This is a genomic window from Rhodococcus sp. DMU1, assembly GCF_012272955.1.
GTDB classification, from domain to species: Bacteria; Actinomycetota; Actinomycetes; order Mycobacteriales; family Mycobacteriaceae; genus Rhodococcus; species Rhodococcus aetherivorans.
In genome coordinates this window covers 2,148,874-2,167,222 of sequence record NZ_CP050952.1, presented here as the reverse complement: position 1 = coordinate 2,167,222, position 18,349 = coordinate 2,148,874, and the positions used below count along the sequence as shown (strand labels likewise).

11 protein-coding genes are annotated in these 18,349 nt (G+C 69.1%); 1 reads left to right on the top strand and 10 read right to left on the bottom strand.

Annotated features, from left to right (window positions below):
- Positions 1-26 precede the first annotated feature (26 nt).
- A complete protein-coding gene (locus HFP48_RS10190) occupies positions 27-962 on the bottom strand; it encodes an HNH endonuclease (RefSeq protein WP_246872537.1) in 936 nt (311 codons plus the stop codon).
- Between the two features lie 63 nt (positions 963-1,025).
- A complete protein-coding gene (locus HFP48_RS31270; RefSeq protein ID WP_235194070.1) occupies positions 1,026-1,229 on the bottom strand; it encodes a calcium-binding protein in 204 nt (67 codons plus the stop codon).
- On the opposite strand from HFP48_RS31270, the gene HFP48_RS31265 reads away from it, so the two are divergent.
- On the top strand, positions 1,228-1,596 hold the full coding sequence (locus HFP48_RS31265; RefSeq protein ID WP_210432846.1) for a hypothetical protein: 369 nt from the start codon (positions 1,228-1,230) through the stop codon (positions 1,594-1,596). The genes HFP48_RS31270 and HFP48_RS31265 overlap by 2 nt on opposite strands.
- 114 nt (positions 1,597-1,710) lie before the next feature.
- Here the strand turns inward: HFP48_RS31265 and HFP48_RS10180 are convergent, their stop codons facing one another.
- Genes HFP48_RS10180 through HFP48_RS10145 form a run of 8 tightly spaced genes read right to left on the bottom strand, consistent with a single transcriptional unit; the run spans position 1,711 to position 18,130 of the window.
- On the bottom strand, positions 1,711-2,874 hold the full coding sequence (locus tag HFP48_RS10180) for a hypothetical protein (RefSeq protein WP_168579457.1): 1,164 nt from the start codon (positions 2,872-2,874) through the stop codon (positions 1,711-1,713).
- On the bottom strand, positions 2,871-3,887 hold the full coding sequence (locus HFP48_RS10175) for a hypothetical protein (protein WP_102799092.1): 1,017 nt from the start codon (positions 3,885-3,887) through the stop codon (positions 2,871-2,873). The genes HFP48_RS10180 and HFP48_RS10175 overlap by 4 nt, the downstream gene beginning before the upstream one ends.
- Before the next feature lie 46 nt (positions 3,888-3,933).
- Positions 3,934-6,699, bottom strand: a complete 2,766-nt coding sequence (locus HFP48_RS10170) for a hypothetical protein (protein WP_168579456.1) — start codon at positions 6,697-6,699, stop codon at positions 3,934-3,936.
- Positions 6,696-8,702, bottom strand: a complete 2,007-nt coding sequence (locus tag HFP48_RS10165) for a hypothetical protein (RefSeq protein ID WP_168579455.1) — start codon at positions 8,700-8,702, stop codon at positions 6,696-6,698. The genes HFP48_RS10170 and HFP48_RS10165 overlap by 4 nt, the downstream gene beginning before the upstream one ends.
- A gap of 14 nt (positions 8,703-8,716) precedes the next feature.
- Positions 8,717-11,452: a magnesium transporter gene (locus HFP48_RS10160; RefSeq protein WP_168579454.1), complete on the bottom strand. Its 2,736-nt coding sequence runs from the start codon at positions 11,450-11,452 to the stop codon at positions 8,717-8,719.
- Between the two features lies 1 nt (position 11,453).
- On the bottom strand, positions 11,454-15,023 hold the full coding sequence (locus tag HFP48_RS10155; protein WP_168579453.1) for a tubulin-like doman-containing protein: 3,570 nt from the start codon (positions 15,021-15,023) through the stop codon (positions 11,454-11,456).
- A 45-nt stretch (positions 15,024-15,068) separates the two neighbouring features.
- Positions 15,069-17,843 (bottom strand): vWA domain-containing protein, encoded by a 2,775-nt coding sequence (locus HFP48_RS10150; RefSeq protein WP_246872535.1) that lies wholly within the window; start codon positions 17,841-17,843, stop codon positions 15,069-15,071.
- Complete coding sequence (locus tag HFP48_RS10145) at positions 17,810-18,130, bottom strand: hypothetical protein (RefSeq protein WP_168579452.1); 321 nt, start codon at positions 18,128-18,130, stop codon at positions 17,810-17,812. Before HFP48_RS10145 ends, HFP48_RS10150 begins: the two co-directional genes overlap by 34 nt.
- Positions 18,131-18,349: the final 219 nt, after the last annotated feature.

Below are 18,349 nucleotides of genomic sequence, written 5' to 3'. Positions count from 1 at the left end.
ATTCCACACTGCTGGGCAATCGGCGCTCAGCCGACCGAGCGGAATCGCCCATAGCTCAACTCGAGCAACCGTCGGTCTGGTCGCTCCTCGCGAGACGTCGGGAGCACCATGAGCCGTTCGCCGTGCCGTTCCTTGAGACCGTGTTCGAGCATCGGCCCGTCAACTTCCTCGAGTAGATCTTGTCGAATCTCCACTACAAAATCCGGCGTGATTCCGAGGATCCGTGCATCGTAGGCCGCGTGATGGATCTTGCACAGTGCGAGCCCGTTGCTGACAGACGCAATTCCTTCCTCGTGGGAGTCGGGCATGATATGCGCCGCGTCAAGCAACTCACCGTGACCCAGAGCGCATACCGCACAATGGGTTTCGTATGCCCGCATGACCGTCGCCCGAAAGACCGGTTGGTGCAGGCGCCGTTTGGTCTCTGCCAGCACGTACCGTCGGAGCTGCGCCTCAGCCTGTGAATCGACATGGTGTAAGTCCCGGGCAAACTCGGTGGCAACAACGAATTGGTGCAGCGCAGGTTCTTCCGCCACCAGGTAGACTGGAAAGACCGGTTGAAACAGACCCGGCCCGACGCCGAAGAACCAAATCAACGGAGCCTGTTGATCCATGGCGGCTCGCAGACCACGATTGTCCATGTGGTCTGGATTCTCGCCCGTCCATTTGTAGCGGAGAAGTCCGTCCGGTCCCACCGCATCCTCGTAAGGGCGCTTCTCCCCTTTTCGACGAAATACCGTGCTGATCGACAGGGCAGACGCCAGCTGGCGCGGCTTGCGGATGCCGCGCTGCGGGTCCATCAGCCGGAACATCGATCCGTCGATCTCGAAGTCGAGCAGTTCCGCCTTGGAGATCGGGTAGAGGCCGTCGTGGGTTCGCACAGCCAGGAACCTCATCGCCTCGCGTCGGAGCCGGGTATCGAAGTCTTCGACGCCGTCACGAATTGTCGCTGCGTCTGTCACTGTCCTCCTTCATGCACACGAATTGATCAAACACGTTCCGTGCCCGCTCCGGTTCGAGGAGACTCAGCAGGGGTTGGGTTCACCGATCTTGACCACCGAAAGCACCGCATCCCCTTCACCGACCGGCTCACCCACGCTCGGGGTCTGCCCGACCACGATCCAGTTCGAATCCAGCACCTGATTTCGACCCCGGCCGGTGGCGTCGACGCTGCGCGAATAGAACACACCGAGCTCCTGAATTAGGTTCTGTGCGTCCTGGAGATTCATGCAGACGACCGGCGGCATGGGCACCGTCGTCACGACCGGCTGTGCCGCTACGGTGCTGGTGGCAGCGGCAATCGGGGCCGGAGGAATGGTCGATGTAGGCGCAAGCGTGGAGGTCGTCGACGACGGCAAGACCGGTCGAGTAGTGGAGGACGTGGCGGGCTTCGCCGAAGTCGACGTGACAGTGGGGGCGGCCGATGGCTCCGACTCCGCCTCGGCTCCACATCCGGACAGCAGTGTCACGGCGCTGGCGGTCGCCAGGAGCACCCCGACGTTCCGCAAGTGCCTCTCGGCACCCACCCGACCTGTCCTACGCAGACGCGAAGCGGTACTCAGCATGCAGTCTCTCCTTCGAAGCGCTGGTCGGTAGACGCGGTGACTACCGCGCTCCCCCCAAGAAATAGAAAGTTCTTTGGACACAAGGGAATCGGTCACGCACTTGCCTTCGTTACAGGCCCTGCGCAGGACTCTCCGATTCCTGGTCTCAAGTCCACACCCCACGCTGCGCCAGCACCCACCGCACCGGATCGAGGCATCGGAAGGGGGAGATCCCGCTGTGGTGCAGTCGGTCCCCGACCGGTGACTCTCCGAGCGCCGACACGGCGAAGAACCGGCTGTGCAGTGAGGCACCGGTGTGCGGCTGGTCGACGGCCATCACCATCGAGCGGGCTTCGAGTTTGTCGAGGAGGCTGCGGACTTCCTCATGCAGCAGTCTGCCATCGGATTCGTTGTAGGGCGCGTACTGCAGGCTCGGGTCACGGGAGAACGCGGCGCCGCGCTGTGACATGATCTCGCTCCAGTCGCTGCCGTCGACATGCTCGAGGGCCTGCAGGGCGTCGAACTTGGAGAGGACGATTGCAAGATTCGGTGTGCTGTCGCCGATGATGGACAACACGGTCCGCAGCACCGAGCGGGGGTCGCCGCCGACGCGTTCCTGAGCCGGGACCAGGTCGTGGAGCTGCTGCCGGACGGATTCGACCTTGAGCGGATCGAACATGAACACGACGCCGTCGGCCTGCGCGAAGAAGCGCAGGTGCGGGGCGTGCGCGTTGTCCGGGTTCTCGAGGTCCTCCCCTGCCACGTCCCGCAGCACCAGGTACTGTCGAATGCCGTTCCACAGGCCGAGGCTGAAGATCAGCGGCTCCCGCTGGTACGGGTTGCTCGTGTGGGCTGCGGGGGTGGATTCGAGGATGCCGCGTTCCTCGTACAGCGGCCTCTCGTAGAGCTCGCGGTAGGCCTGTTCGGTCTCGGAGGTCGCGGGCTCGACCACGCAGTTGAGCCGCTCGCCGAGCAACTGCAGGGTCTTGACGAGGACGGCGATGTACACGGTCTTGCCGGTGGCGCGGGCGCCGGCCATCGCGATGCAGGTGGTGTGGGCGCCGCGCCACCCGGTCGGTAGCCGATAGTGGCACGTCGGGCACACTTCGGCGACCGGGCCGCTGGCCTTGTCCTCGGCGTCGCTCACCGGCGGCGCCCAGTCGTCCCCGGACCCCGAGGGCCGCTGGAGTTCGACGACCTTGCCGGACCGCACGGGGCTGCCGTGAAAGACGGTCGCGACGTCGTCGACCTCGATCTCGTCCGGCGCGGTCGGGGTCCAGGCGTAACGGTCCGACGGGAGCACCGTGAAACAACGTGGGCATTTGGTCATCGCCGCGCACCTTCCGATTCCGGTGTCGCCGACAGTCCTGCCACGAGCGACGTCACCGTTGCGAACAATTTCTCCGGGCTGGAGAGCCAGTCGGAATCCGTGCCTGCCGTTTCGCAGGTGGGCGGCACGGCGGTGCCGAGGCCCGCCGCAGCCGAGGTGTCTGCACACAGGATCACGGGCCGCCGTCGCACACCCGGCACACCCGTGCCGGTGTGATCGGCGGGTAGTGCGTCGGTCACGGTGAATACCAGCGTGGGGGTGTTGTAACTCGACCGGTCGATCTCCGCGGAGCGGAACCCCACTCCCAGTGGCGCGGCGTCCAGTTGCGCCTGGACCTGGTCGGCGACGTGCCGCAGCTCGACGACGGGCAGCGACCTGGAGGATCGGCCGATCAGATTGACCTGCAATTCTTCTCGGATTCCGATCACCGCCGTGATACCGGTGAGCACGTCCACCGCCGCGCGAACACTGCCGTCCTCGATGAGCGGCAGCATCGACATCGTCGTATCGATATCCACCTCGACGCGCAGCCGGCGCGCCTCGGGCAGCCGGTCCACGCCGAGGGCGCCGCGTGCCGCGGACCGCGCGCGGGCGCCGAGATCGCTGAGCGGGACGTCGACCACCGTCTTGCGGGCCGTGACCGCGAGACGCTCCCCCGCGGGGGCGATCGTCGCAAGCTCGACGTGGTGAAGACCCGACACGTCCAGCGGTGTCAGCTCGGCCCGATCCGGGTCGGCGCTGCGGCTGCTGTCCACCCCGATGGTTGCCTGCAGCACGGTTCCCTGGGGAAACACCACTGCGCCGCCCCCGGGGCGCGCGGCCACGACGATCTCCTGGGCGACTCGGGGCAGTACAAGGAAGCCGGGCTTCGGGTAGAGCGCGGACGCCTCCGGGGCGCCGTCAGGCGTCATCGCCTGCACCTGAACCGTCACGGTGGTCGCATCGACCGTCACGGCCAGCGGCTGGTGCGGCAGGTCCACCACCCCTGCCCCGTCGAGCACATATCCGGGCATCAGTCTTGTCCTCCCCGTGTCCACGCACTGCACATCTGCACTGTCCTCACACCCGCCTCGGCGTCGCCCGGCCCGGCGACGATCGATCCGCGTCGGCTCGGCGCTCGTCGAGCCACCTCCGGACGAACCCGGCGTACACGTCGCACGCGTAGGCGACGTCGCGGTGTCCCCGCAGATGTAGCTCCTCGCGGATCGCGTCCATCAGACCGTGCACCCCCAGCGGGCCGCGGTAGTCCGGCCGTTTCATCACCGTCGACGCCACCTCGTCCAGAAGGGAACGCCGCACACCACCCGATCCGACCTCGAACCGTGCCAGAACGTCGCGCTGATCCAGCACGGACCGCACCCGCGGCGCCGACGGAGACGTGAACACCGCGTGTGCCATCAGCCAATAGGCGTCGAGCGCACCGGATTCCACCAGGGAGGCCAGCGCATCGACGACGAACCGTGCGTCCTCGTCCACCGCTCGGACGAGCGCCTCCCGGTGCCGGGCCGGAAGGTCCGGCACCGGGAGGCCCGATTGGGGTGGGGTCTGCCCCCGCAGCGCGACAGTGAAGATCGCGAGCCGGGCGAGCAGATCCGTGGGAAGGTCCGCTTCGTAGCCTTCCGCGTAGTCCTCCAGGACGGGTAACACATGCACGTCGAGTGCCCGGCGCAGTGCCGGTCCGCTGATCGCAGCCCAGCGCTCCTCGTTCCGGATCAGCGCCCACGACACCGCGAGGTCGTCCAGGTACGGATCGGCCGCCCACCTCGACGCTTCCTCGCGAGCGCCGGGCTCGGCCAGATGGCGGACGAGCGTCTCGAGCTCCGGTCCCCACGGTTCGCGGACGACCACGTCCTGCAGGAAACGGGGCGCAACGGCCTCGGGAAACGCGCCGACGAGTCGGCACCATTGCTCCGCCGTCCAGCCGTGCCCGGCGACCAGCGCCGGAACATCGCTCGGCGCCCAGCCGCCCTCCCGCGCTTCGTGGAGTGCCCTCCACAACGCGACCGGCACCAGCTCGCTCCGTATTCGTGCTCGATCGAATTCTTGTTCCGTGAGGGCGAAGACGCCGTCGGCGATCAGCACACATTCGGGCTCGGTGATGCGCTGCGGGTCGGAGGCGAGCTCGTCGAGGTCTGGTACGTCCAACAGTCCGTCGACGAGCCATTCGAGTACGGGAGGTGCAAGCCGGGAGCCGAGCGGGCGCCCGGCGAACACGGGATGGGCGGTCAGAGCGGGCTGCAGAAATCTCACGCGCGTCGACGCAGAGACCGGCCCGAGTTCCGCGACGAACGCGGCTCCGTCGACCCGATCGCACAGGGTCGGGATCACCGCCCGCTCGAGCACCTCGAAGGCCACGTCGACGCCGCGATCGCGGAGGAGGTCGGCACGCACGAGCAGGTCGATCGTCTTGAGGGCGTCGAACGCGACATCGCGCAGATTTCCGCCGCCTCGTGCGCGCAAGCGCAGATCGCCAAGTATCGCATCGGCCTCGGCCTGCAGGTCCTCGGTTCGAGCACACGACTCGACGACAGCGAACTGCGCGGGTCCCGCCCGACGTACCCAGTGGCCGTCACCGAGCGCGCGGAAGGCGAACACGGTGCCGGCGAGCTGCCGGACCGCGGGCGTGACGGCGTTGTCAACCTGCCAGCGGGCGAGTGCTTCCTCCGCCTGCTGTGTGGTCGCACCCAGTCGCTCGTCCACGATTCCGACGATCACGTGCGCGAGATCGGGTGCGGTGGCGGCCTCCATCGGGGACTCCGCGAGTACGACCGAGGCGGCCTCGTCCAGTGCGTCGTGCAGGCCGGGGTCGGCGACGACGGCCATCGCCAGCGGCCACGCCTCGGTCAGGTCGCGATCACCCACACCGGCCGCGATCGCGTCCTGACGCGCGAGCGCTCGATGCGCGGTCTCGACGTCGAGCAGAACCGTCTGCGCGAGCACCGACCAGTACGTCACCGGAACGAGATTGCCGTTCGCGACGGAGTGCGGCTCACCGTCGAGCTCCCCCAGTTCGGGAGTCTCGTTCTCGCCGAAGACAGTGCAGCCGGGACTGTCTCCGGGCAGGTCCGAAAGCGGAACGGTCACCAGGTTCGCGCCGCCTGCCACGGCGTCGTCGACGGAGTGCAGACGGTCGAAAGTGGACCACCCGAAGCGGCGGGCGGTGCCCGGCGACATGAAGTGCGAGACGGCCCCGATCCAGAGCGCGGCGGTGTCGGGATCCTTGCATCCGAGCACCACCGCCGGGCCGCCGCGCAGGGACCGCGCCACCGCGTCGAGGAGGACGCTGAAGACACCGATCCGCCAGGTTCCCGGATCGAGCAGGAATCCGAGTGCGGCGTCGCGATCGACGATCCCGCCGGGTCCGGGTGCCGTGGCCGGCAGGGCTGCCTCGGCGACCTCGTCGGCGCCGTACGGGACCAGCCAGTCCGTGGACCGCCAGCGCTCGATCGGACGCACCCCGTCGCCGGGCTCCGCACCTCGATCGAGCACGGCGTGGGCGAAGACATTCCCGGGGCGGCCGGAGGCGTCCGAGCCGGCGGGCACGGTGTGCCAATAGCATCCGGCCGCGTCACGGATGTGGGCGTACATGAGCCGCCGCGGGCGCCGGGCGATGTCCTCGACGGTCGGAAATCGGGGCATCGGCTGCGGGGATTCGAATCGGGATACGACTCCCGCGCGGAGCAGTTCCTGTTCGTCGGCGTCGAGGTCGCCGGACATCTCCTTGACCTGCCAGCCGCCGCCGGATCCGGTGCCGGGACGGTCGAATGAGGTGTAGCTGAGTTGACCGAACCGTGGCGATTCGGTCTCGTCCCTCCGAGCCGTCATCGCGCGTCTTCGCGCGGCACGTCGTCACCGATGAGGTGATCGCCGATGAGATCGAGCCGGATGTGTTCGATCGGCGGATCGATCAGCGCGATGGTACGGCTCTGCTCGGGCCGCACGTCGGCGAAGACCCGCACGTACCCGGTCAAGTCCGACACGTCGACGGTCCACGGCTGGCTCCACTCGCGATGCAGGCCGCGCGGATGGAAGCTCCGGGCGCCGGGCTGGGTTCGCCCGTCCCCACGGACCTCCAGCGGCCGGCCGTCCCGAGCACTGAGCGGCAGCCGGGTCTGGTTGTGCACCACGACGAACGGTGGGGCCGTCGGGAGTTCGACCTGTGAGGCGAGCCGTACGGCGAGCGCGACACCACCGGCAGTGCTGCGAGTCTCGGTCGTGTACTGAATCCGCAACAGACCCTGGTAGTCGACGGTGGCGGGGATGCCCGCGATACGCTCGCCGGCCGTGTAGGCGACGGCGACCACGTGGACGGCACATCCCTGCTCGGGCAGCGGGTTCGACAGGTGCAGGCCGCCGTCGCGTTCGTACGCCGCTCGGGAGATCTCCGCGAAGGGGCGCTGTTCGATCGCATGCTCGGCCGGAACCTGTGGCGAGCTCACGTACACCGACACCGATGCCGCACCCTCCGGCCACGGGAAGGTGAGCACCTGCTCGGTGCAGCGCTCGACGATCCGCACCTCTCGCGGCGCGGGCAGCGGCCTGGTCGCGATGACCGTGCGCCCTACCTGCACGTCTCCGTCGAGGACGGTGACGGGCGTGAAGTAGGCCCGCACCCAGCCGCGCGGCCAGGAGACGTTGCTCATCCGGTGTTCGCCGTCGCCTCCGACGGTCACCGGATGGACCAGTCGTGCGGAGGTCGGCAGCCCACCGGAGACGTCGAGTGCGCCCGCCGCGAGCAGCGTCCGGTCGATGCCCGGCCGCGGTGCGGTCTCCGTTCGATACATCACCACGGTGCCGATGTCCGGTGGGGTCCAGCCGAGGTCGAAGTGCAGGTCGTCGCTGTCGCCGTGGGTGGCGACGTGCAGGTCGGTGACGGGCTCGAGCACCGCGGACACGAGGACTTCCGCCTGTGCTGCCGGGGAGAGTCTGGTGTGCCCGTCGACGTCGACCTCGCAGATCGCGCGGTAGAGGTAGCGATGCCCACGCTGCGGGTCGCGGTCGACGAATCCGCCGAGATTGGGTTGGTCGGCCAGGATCCGGTGCCGTGGGTCGTTGGTCACGGGGGTTCGGCCGTCGAGCGGGATGCGCAGTACCCGCACGCGGGTGACCCCCGGCCACACCGACCACTGTCCGATCACGGCGCCGTCGTCCTCGACGACCACGAAGTCGGCGACCGGACTGAGGACATGCCCCTCCGCGATGAGAACGGGCTGGCGCCGCACCGCGTCGTGCTGGTCGCGACCGGCATGTGCCCACACCTGCAGGTGCCGCACCGCGGCGGCCGGAGCTGCGGTGTCCACGAGGAGGGTTCCGCGGGTGACGCCGACCAGTCGCCCGGCCTCCGGCTTGTAGGGACGGTGCGTCTCACCGGCGACGACGCGGTACAGCACCATCTGTCCGGACCGATCCGGCAGCGGTGACCATTCGAGCAGATGCCCGCCGCCCGGTTCGGCCGTGATGGTGATCGCCCCGACCTCCTGATCGGACTCCCCGTGCATGAACTCGCAGAAGTCCTCGGTGCGCAGGTCGACCAGGTGCTCGCTTCCGGGAACCGGCGCCGGCGGAACCGGCGGTTCGGGCGCCTCCGCCGTCGGCGACGCCTCGGTGACGAACTCGCCGGGCTGGGCCGACGTCACCACGTGGACGATTCCGTCGACCAGTGGTTTCGCCTGGCGTGGCAGCATCGGTTCGATCTCCTCGGCAGTGCGCCGATCGGACCGGATGATCTGCTGCAGATGCGTGTCCTTGAGCAGGCCGGGACGAAGACGGCCGTCGTCGATCTGCTGTTGCCGCCACAGCTGCAGAGCCTCGAAGACAACGTCGGGCATTGTTCCACTCGCTCTCAGAAGTTGATGCCGTCGGCGACGAGCGCAGCGAACGGCGCAGGGGCCGGACGGTCCGCACGGTCGTGCGTCGGTTCGGCCGGTCGCAGCTCGAGGTCGGGCACCTGCGGAATGTCGACCGGTGCTGCGGGGTGACCGTCCGACGGCATGGTCCGCAGATCCTCCGCGGCGATTCCCTCCGTGTACTGGGTGGTGACCGCGACAAGCCCGCAGCCGGCGGGGGTACGGGTCGACGCCGTCTCCGCGACGGTGGTGAGGCCGCGCATCGCCGCGGTATCGGTGAAGACGGCAGGGTCGAAGAACCCCTCGGCCGCAGGTTGTCCGACGCCGGCCAGGAACTCGTCGATTCCGTAGCGACGCACGGCCCCGTCGGCGCGATGTTCGATGGTGGCGAGCAGCTCGCGTGCCAAGTCGCCACGTGGCCCGGACAGCTCGCCGAGTGCCCGCTCCCACATCAGTGCCGCACCGCTCGCCTGACGTTCGCCGCGGTGGAATCGGAGGGACCACTCGTCGAGCGGAGAGCCGGACCCGGCTCCGGCCTTCGCGGCGAGCAGGGAGGGGTCGCGATCGATGTCGAGTCCTGCAGCACCGAGTGAGGAACCCGCGGAACCCACGACGGCGTCCCACGCCTCGGTCAGCCACCCGACACCGAACATGTCCTGCCGCAGCGCGTCTGCGACTCGCTCGACCTGGGCGGGCTCGGGGCTACCGATGCCGACGGCGCTGTGCCGGGGCATCCCCCATTCGATGCTGCGGCCGACGGCATGGGTGTGGTCGGTGACGCCGAGCGGCTTCGCCAGGAACGCTCCGAGTGCCCGATTCCACGACAGGAACTGCCGATACGCGGCAGTGAGGTTCTCGATCTCTCGGAGGGCAGACCTGAGATTCCTCCGGTCTGCTGCGGCCGCCGCCGACGCCGCCTCGCGTTCGACGAGAAGCTGCTCGAGGTACTGCTGCGTGCGTTGGCAGATCCAGGCCACGACGCCCGCCCAGGCGAGCACACACACTGCGATGACGGGCCCGCCGGTCCACCACGAGATTAGCTCCCGCCAGGCCAGCACGCCCGCGACGATCGCGGCGGCGAGGAATCCGAGCGTTGCGATGCGCACCTGGCGGAACATGCGCGCCTGCTGTTCGGCGCTCGCCTCGGCCAGATCGCGGGGCACTTCGGCGGCGTTGAGTCGCTCAAGCAACATGCCTGCCTCGGTGATGCCGGCCGACAACCCGTCGGCGAGGATCGATCCGAAGGTGACCGCGAAGCTTCGGCGGACGCGGCCCACCCAGCCCGCCAGCGCGGCGCTCGTTCTCCGCGCGTCGAGCCCGATCGTCGGATCCTGTTCCAGCTCCCGCAGCCGTGCCTGGAAGTCCTTGATGCCGAGGAGGTCCGGGGCTTCGGCGGCGTGGACGTTCAGCGTCGCCGAGACGACGCCGGGGATGTCGGTGAACTCGTCGTCCGGTCCCGGCACAATGTCCGACGCCGAACGCAACACGGCTCGGTGGGCGCCGACCTGGATGGTCGGCAGGCCCGGTGACCGTTCGGCGGCGTCGGCGAGCGTGAGGGCGGCGCGAGCATAGTCCCGCCACAGCGAGGAGAGGTCGGGCGCCGCGGACTGTGGCGTGTTCGTCGCTCCGTCGAGAGCTGCGCCGATCTGCCGTGACGCCGCCTCGTACTCGGACCATCCGACCCTGCGGCCGTCCGCGTCGACACCGCGGACCACCACACGCCTGGCGCCCTGCGCCGATCCGAACAGCGTGGACTGTGCCGCCGAAGCGACCGCGGCCGAGGCGCGGTGACCGACCCGGGCGGCCCACTGCGCCGGGGCGTTGCGCAGCACTGCGACGAGGAACGAGAAGAACATCGTCAGGGCGTCGGTGAATTTCACCAGGCGCGGAGCGTCGGCCGGAGGTGCGCTCACGCGCTCGCCCTGGAGCAGGTGCCGGTGCTTGACCCACAGTGCCTGGGCCATCGTTCGCGTGGCAGCCGGGACGTCGTCGGCGTACACGACGGCGGTGCCGGCGTCGCGGGGCAACGGCAGCTGCCCGCCGAAGTCGAGCAGGTGCGTGCGCAGCTCGTGCTCGGCATGCGAGGTGTCGAGTCGGCGGTAGAACGACCGCACCACCCGCAGCGTGCTTCCCGGCAGGACCGGCTGCTCGTCGAACGGGGCATGCTCCGCATCCGTCCACAGACCCACGATTCCGGCGATCACCGGGGCGGCGTGGCGGCCGACGTCGATCGGATCGGTGGTTACGGTGAGGGACTCGTGGCCCATTCCCGGACCCCGCGAATCCTCCGGTGCGACAAGCAGGTTGTGCCAACCGGCGAGCGCGACCGCGACGGAGTCGGAGGGGGTGTCGCCGGGACGACGCAGCACCGTCCGCAGTCGAACGAGGCGGGCTCCGCCCGAGTTCGACGACAGGAGGTCGGCGAGCGCCCTTTCCGACTCGACCCGAACGGGATCGGTGCCGCGTGCTCCCGGCACGATCACGCACAGTCGCACCACATCGACGCGACGCGACGCGAGCACGTCCTGCAGCACCACCGTTGTGTCCGCACCACAGGCGGTTTCGACGGCTGGGATGCGGGCACCACCCGGCGTGACGCCGGCGTCGTCGACCCACACGAACGGTGCGACCAAGCCCGCCGCGGACAGGTCGCGGAGGACGTCACGCACCCCGAGCGCCGGCCCGGTGGAGGCAAGGAACACCGTGAGAACGCTCTTCACCGAATCGGCCATGTCAGAACTGACCCGCGTCGGGAATCACGAACGCGTGCGATGCCGACGTTGCGGACGCCGCCGGCTCGTGCACCGGCCGGTCCGGCGGCTCGGCGCGGTGCCTGCACTCCTCGATCAGGTTCAGCAGCTCACCGGTCGCCCAGTACACGTCCGGCGCGATGTCCCGGAATATCGGAGTATGGGACGCAGTGATGCGATCGGTGATCGCCGAGAAGGTCCCGCCACCGGGTGCCGCGTCCTCCCCTGCTGCCATGTAGTGCAGCCCGGTGAACTCCCGCACCCGGCCGAGCCATGTCGCAGCGTTCTCGGCGCGAGCGTCGATCGAGACGTCCGGGCCGGTGTCGGTGACCTGGGACTGCCATCCCGTGCCGGTCTCGCCGGTCCGCAGCCACTGCGTGAGGATCGACTTGGCGGAGACCTCGAGGATGCCGCCGGCCGGCTTCTCCGGGGAGGCGTCGTAGATCGCGCGCAGCGTCCGGTAGGGAAGCATCGACTGCATGACCGGCGATTCGTGCGACCGCGCCATCGCCAGCAGGACCGATTCGAGCACCGCGGGCAGCCAGTCGTTGTTGGCGAGGAACCGTGATGGCGGGGTCAGCAAGGGATGGGGAAAGTCGACCCACGCCGCGGAGGCGGCATCCCACACCCGCACCGGCTCGTCGTACGGTTCCGAAGGAAGGCGCAGGCGGCCGACCACGAGGCCGAGGAACCAGCCGGCGGTCAGCGCTCGCCGCTCGCTGTAGTGCATCGGCAGCGAGGCGGCCAATGGCCGGGAGCGACGCCACTGCCAGAACGACTCCTGCTGCGTCGGAGTCGAATCCGCCCACTGCTTGGCCGCGGGGGTGAGCACGGAGTCGTAGGCGAGCGGCGAGTAGTTCGGGTAGGAGCCGAAGATGTCGATGCGAGTCAACCGGTCTTCCTCGGTCAGCAGGCGCACGAACTCCGATCGGGTCTCGTGGTCGATCATCGGGTTCTTCTGCAGTACCTGCTCGAGGGAATCCGCGACGGGCAGGTTGAGGAACGGCACCGAGGTGAACTTGTACCGGTACTCGACCTGCTGCCCCGGATGCAGCGCCTCGAGCGCCTGCTGGTTGACGCTGGCGAGTGGTCGCGCCAGCGACAGCGCTTCGGCGAACTTCGCCTGCAGTCGCTCACGCCGCTCCTCGAGCGCGTACTCGGGGACGGTCGGATCCTCGATGTACTCCCGCAGCGACACGCGACAGAAGCGGTCGAAGGACTCCCCGGTGCGGCCGACGAACTGCCGAGCGCGCGCGAGCAGTTCCGCAGGTCGAAGGTGCAGGTCATACCGTGCGGCCGAGGGAATGAGCGCGTCGCGGGTTCCCGGATCGTACGGGAATGCGCGGGTCCGCCACGCCGATGTGCGCTCGAGGACGGGATGCTCCTCCCCCGGCGACTTGCTGCCGTCGATCGTCTGCCACAGACCGGTGACGACCCCGACGACGGCCCGTTTGACCGACTCCTCGAACGGCGGCGTGCCGAGACCGCTGGACGCGACCGCGAGCGGCAGGTCGCTGCGGTACTGCACCATGAAGTCGGCCGACGGGGTGAGCATCACCTCGTTGTTCGCTTCCGCGAACCGCTTGGGTACCCGATCGGCCTTGTCCGCGGGCCACGCACCGTACTGGTCGGTGGAGAGGCGCGCCAGGCCGACGTCGCTCGCCGGCTTGCTGCGTGCCCGCCGCATCGACGTCTGCGCGTCGTTCAGCGCCTCGAGCAGGGGCTGGAGAATCTCCGGTACGAGCGCGGCCGCGACCTCGGCCACCTTCCCGGACAGCGAGGCGTACAGCTGGCGGTAGACGTTCTGGCTGCAGCTCGCGAGCACACGGTCGACGATGTCGGCGTCGCTCTCGATGGTTCCCTTGAGTGCGGACAGCGCCTGAGCGGTGTCGGCCGACTGCGCCGTGATGTCGGTCGGCGCCTGTTTCGCGAGGTCCTCCGCCCCGACCCGCACCTGGTCTTTGATGTGGCTGGTCAGCCGGTTCACGAGCGCGGTGGCGTACGGCAGGCCGAGGTCGGCGATCGCCTTCGCCACCGTGCGCTCGATGTTGTCGGCGAGAGTGCGGTGCCACTGGTACGCATGGACAAGCGCGTGCACTTCGGCGGACGCCGTGAGCGCCTGACGACGGGCACCGAGCACCCGCTGGATCTCGGGGACCCACTGGCTCGCGTTCAGACCGCTGCCGGACGGAAGGTAGCCACGCAGTTCGGACTCGGTGACCTGACGGGCCATCCGCAGGCCGTCGCCCTGGGGCAGCACCACACCGGTCAGCCACGCACTGATGCCGACCTGCGCGCCCCGCGGATCCGCCTGAACGACAGGCAAACCCATCGTGGTGAGCAGGGTCTGCCACTGGCTGTCGAGGATGGAGTTGACCTGATCGTCGTCGGACGCGGCATTGCCGGGGTTGCGGTGCCCGTCGAGGAGCCGGTCCACGGTGCTACGGGCAAGCCGCTGCGCCGAGTATTCGGCGTATCGGTCGCGGCCCATGCTCAAGCTCGAGAACCCGTATGTGCCCCACGGCAGGTTGTCCCACTGTCCGCCCCAGCCGATGTTGTCGCGCTGGCCGGACAGGCCCGCACCGTTGGTGAGGTCGTACTGCACGAACTGGCGCGTCGCAGCGCCGCTCATCATCATGCCCGCCAGACCACGAGCGAGGCCGCGATAGATCGCCTTCTGTGAACCGTCGCCAAACGGCGCGCCCTCGACGCCGACACGGCGGCCCACAGGGAACACCCGGGCGAACGGCACCTTCTCGCCGGCGCCGTTCTGCTGGCCGAGCGCGCGCAGGATCTCGACGTCGTGCTCGCGCGCGGACCCGAGCTGGCTCGCAACGATTTCGCCGAGCATCGCGAGGGCGTTGGCGCGCACGCCGGTGGTGGCGCTGCGGCCGAGGCCGTCGAAGATGTCCGGGGCGACCATGAACACACCCATCAGCCGCGGATCGAGCTTGGGGATCAGCGTCAGCAGGCGGCACACATCCAAGGCCATCGACGCGCCGGCGCCACCAGCCATCGACGAGACGACCAGGACGATCGGGGACTCCTCCTGCTCGAAGCTGCCCCCGCCGGGGACGTTCAGCGCGCCCATCTCGGTGGCGGTCTGCACGGTGAACAGCTGGTCCCAGGCGTACTGCAGGGTCTCGCGAATACCGCCGGCCTTGCTCAGCGTGATCATGCGGCCGAGGGCGCGGTACTGGCCAGCGCCGGACCCGATGGGCACCGTGACAGCGGAGGGATCCCGCGGGGCCCAGGTGGCGATCTCGTCGAGGCTGCCGCGGGCGGCGAGCTGGTTGCTCAGCGCGTTGTCGAGCACTCCGTACGAGTCGCCCTGGGGGCCGCTGCCGAAGTAGTAGCCGCCCTGGTCGCGAACATTGCCGAGCCCGTCCGGCCCCGCCTCCGGCGCAGTGGGCACATCGATGCTCACGAACTGCCACCCACCCGGGATCCGGTCCACTCCCGCCGCGGCGAGATCGGACCGGAGCTGGTCCATCATGTACGCGAGCGTGACGGCACCCGAACCACCGCATCCGACTACGAGAAACCGCCTCATACCGGTCCTTCCACATCGAGAGAGAGCAAAGCTGGATTCCGACCGTCAAGCGCCGGGCGGACGGAACGGGTCGAAAGGCTGAGCGGCCGGCGCGGCGGACGAGCTCGAACCCCTGTGCGGCGCGGCACCGAATCCAGAACTGCCGCCGAACGCCGGTGGCGCACCGAATGTCGGTGCGGGCGGAGAGGTGGGTGCGCCGAACGGATCGAAGGACGACTGCGGTGCGGGTCGCCCGTCAGGCGCACCGGTGCCCGGCGTCGCCGTGTCGTCGGATCCGACACGCTCACGCAGTCTCGCGAAGGCGCCCGGTGCGCGCCGGTTCAGATCCTCGATCAACCGGACCGGGTTCGAACCTGCGCCGACGAGCAGGAGCAGCGACGCGTGGTCGGCGGGTCCGGCCGGATCGTGGAGGATCACCCAGTTGTTGTGCACCGCCAGCGGCAGCCTGGCCTCACCTGTGCGCGGGTCATGGTCGGGCTTCGCACCGGAGGAGCCGAGCAGGCCACCGGCCTTGACACGGACGTACCCCGTGCCGACTGGGGAGAGCCCGGTCGTCGCCTCGAGCTTGACGCCGTCTGCCGTCAGCAGTCGCGCAGGCTTGTCCAGGTTCCGAACGATTTCGGTGAGGTCACCGTCGCGCAGCGTGAAGGGTACTCCGTCCCGCAGAACGGCGCCGTCGGCGATCGTCACGGAGAAGCGCTGGGCCTTCAGGGTTTCGGCAGGAATGCGCGAGGCTCGCCACTTGAGCACATACAGCAGAGCCAGCGGGATCGCGATGCCCAGGAACAGCGTGAGAAGGAAGGCCAGCAGGAACCGGCCACTGTCGAGCGGTTTCTGCAGCTCGGCGGTGAACGGCACATCGACCGGCATCGCGCGGTCGAGCTCCCCGGCGGGGGCCATCATCATCCGCACGGAACCGTTGAGGGAGCCGTTGCCGGCCTCGGGCACGTCGAGTTCGACCGTCAGTGCGCCCTGTGCGCCCTCCTCGACGGCCAGGCACCGCTCCGCCGAAGTCGCTGCGGGGTTCACCAAGGCCACGTCACCGACGCCGTCCGGCACGGCATCGATGCGGATCGGTTCCGCCGAATCGAGCCACACGCAGCCGGGACCGCCGACCGGGATCTCCACCGGGAACCGACCGGATCCCTCGACAGTGCCGAAGTCGATCCGGTTCGGCAGCGTTGGATAGCCGACCGGGGGCGCCACCGTCAGCGGCACGTCGACGTATTGGGGCGCCAGTTGAGTACCGGGCGCGATGACCGTCCCCGAAGCCGTCCGGGCGTCGGCGGTGGTCACCTCGAGAGCGAGGCGCAGCGTCGCCTCACCCGGTGGCACCGACGTGAGATCCAGCTCGATCGGCTCGTCGATCCCGTTCTTCGGGATCCTCGACGCCAGCTCGTGCGCAACCCGAGCCGAGTCGACGAGCGACACCGACAAGTACGCGCTTCCGAGCAGGTCGGAGGGGTCGATCTCCCGACGGTCGGAGTCGACGATGCCGAGCTGTATCGCAGATGTCTTCTCGCCGCTGTGGATGGCGGTCACATCCTGTCCGAGCCACGCCGGGAACAGGTTGCCCGAGATATGGATGTTGGACTTGGAGCGCGCCGCGGGATCGGAGCCATCGGGGTCGACGAACACGAGAGCCCACATGCCCTGCCATTGCCCCGGGTTCGCCGACGCCGGCTGGCGCATCGTGAACGACACCGACCGCGCTGACAACCAGCGGTAGTCGACGCCGACTCCGTCGACGTTCAGGCTGCGCGGGGCGTTGTCGCGCGGCATCGCAAGTTCGGCCCCGTCGGGCGACACCAGTGTGGGTACGAGCCCGTCCGCGTCCGCGAAGCCCAGGACTGTCACCGAACCGATGGAGTTGTCGAGGACGAAGCGGTGCTGCGCTTCCTCGCACACCTGACCCACACATACGCCCGTCTCGTTCTCGAGCGGCGCCTGGCCCGGACTGCTGAACGCGTCGAACGCGAAGAGCAGGTCGTCGATGTTCTGGGCGAGGTAGAAGTCGCCGGGTCGGGGCGAGGTCCGGTTCCCGCACGCCTGCCCGGCGGCGGGTTCTCCGGTGGCGATGGACCGCATCAGATCGAAGTCCCCGGCCTGCGCCGGACCGGCCGCGAGCCCCACCGCGAAGGTGACGATTCCCGACGACCGCAACTGGTCCGCGATACCTGCGGGCCGGCAGATCGACTCGCGGGCGGCCGCAATGATCTGCTGAACACCTGCGTCGGTGCCGAGCGATACTCCTGGGGCGTACGGCTTCTCCGCGTCCCGCGTCGTGAAGTCGAGCTTGCCGTCGGAGAACCAGGCGACGGCCTGGCATCTGTTCGCGGCTGTGGACGAGCGGTCGGCGAGAGCGCCGCGGGCACCGTCGAGAGCGGCCCAGTAGTCGGTGTCGACACCGTTCGTCCGGGATCGGAACCTGTCGACCTCGTCCTGCAAGGCAGGCAGGGACCCACCGTCGAGGCGGGTCCACGGCGCGTGCACGGTGAAGTCATCGGAGAAGCCGGCGACCGAAACGTCGAGCGCGACCCCGGCGGAGCCGCCGAAGGAGCTGAGCTGTTCGAGCAGGTAGTTGGCCGCGGAGACCCGCGCCGCCTCGGGGTCCGAGACCTGCAGACTGCCGGATTCGTCGATCATCAACAGCAGATCGCCCTCGCGCTGGGAGGCGAGACACCCGCCGAAGTCCCCCACCGCCGACTGCTGCGGCGCAGCCGACGCGGCCGGTGCCGCCACCACCAGAGAGCCGAGCAGCACTGCCGCGAGCGCGGCCACCTTCTTCACAGTCGACCCGCCCATTCCGCGATCTGCCATGCCCCGAGCGCGATGCCCACGAATCCGAGCACAACGACGGTCCAATACGTCCCCTGCACAGCCTTCGAGCCCGCGTAGACCGGCCGCGCCCGCTGCTGCATGTCGGCGACCGTGTGCTGGGCAAGCAGGTAGAACGCGGCAGGACCGGCCAGCAGCCACCCGATGAAGGCGAACACTCTGGAGCCACCCGACAGGGTGAGTGCGACGGCGGTGAGCCCCAGCAGCGCCACGACGCCGCCGCCGCTCAGCCATGCGCGCGGCGGCCTACCTTGCGAAATGGCCGTCACGACCGGCCGCTGCTCGACAGCGAACGCGTCGGCAGGCGCCCCGCCGAACCCGGGCGTCGACCCGCCGGGCCCCGCGAACGAGGCGGCGGCCACGCTTCCGAACGGCTCGGGGGGTGGCCATGGCGACTGGGATCCACCCGACCACGGATCGTCTGCGTCGTCCCGCGAGCTCGAGTACTCGCTGAAATCGAAGGGGTCGGTCGAGGAGGACACGCGCTT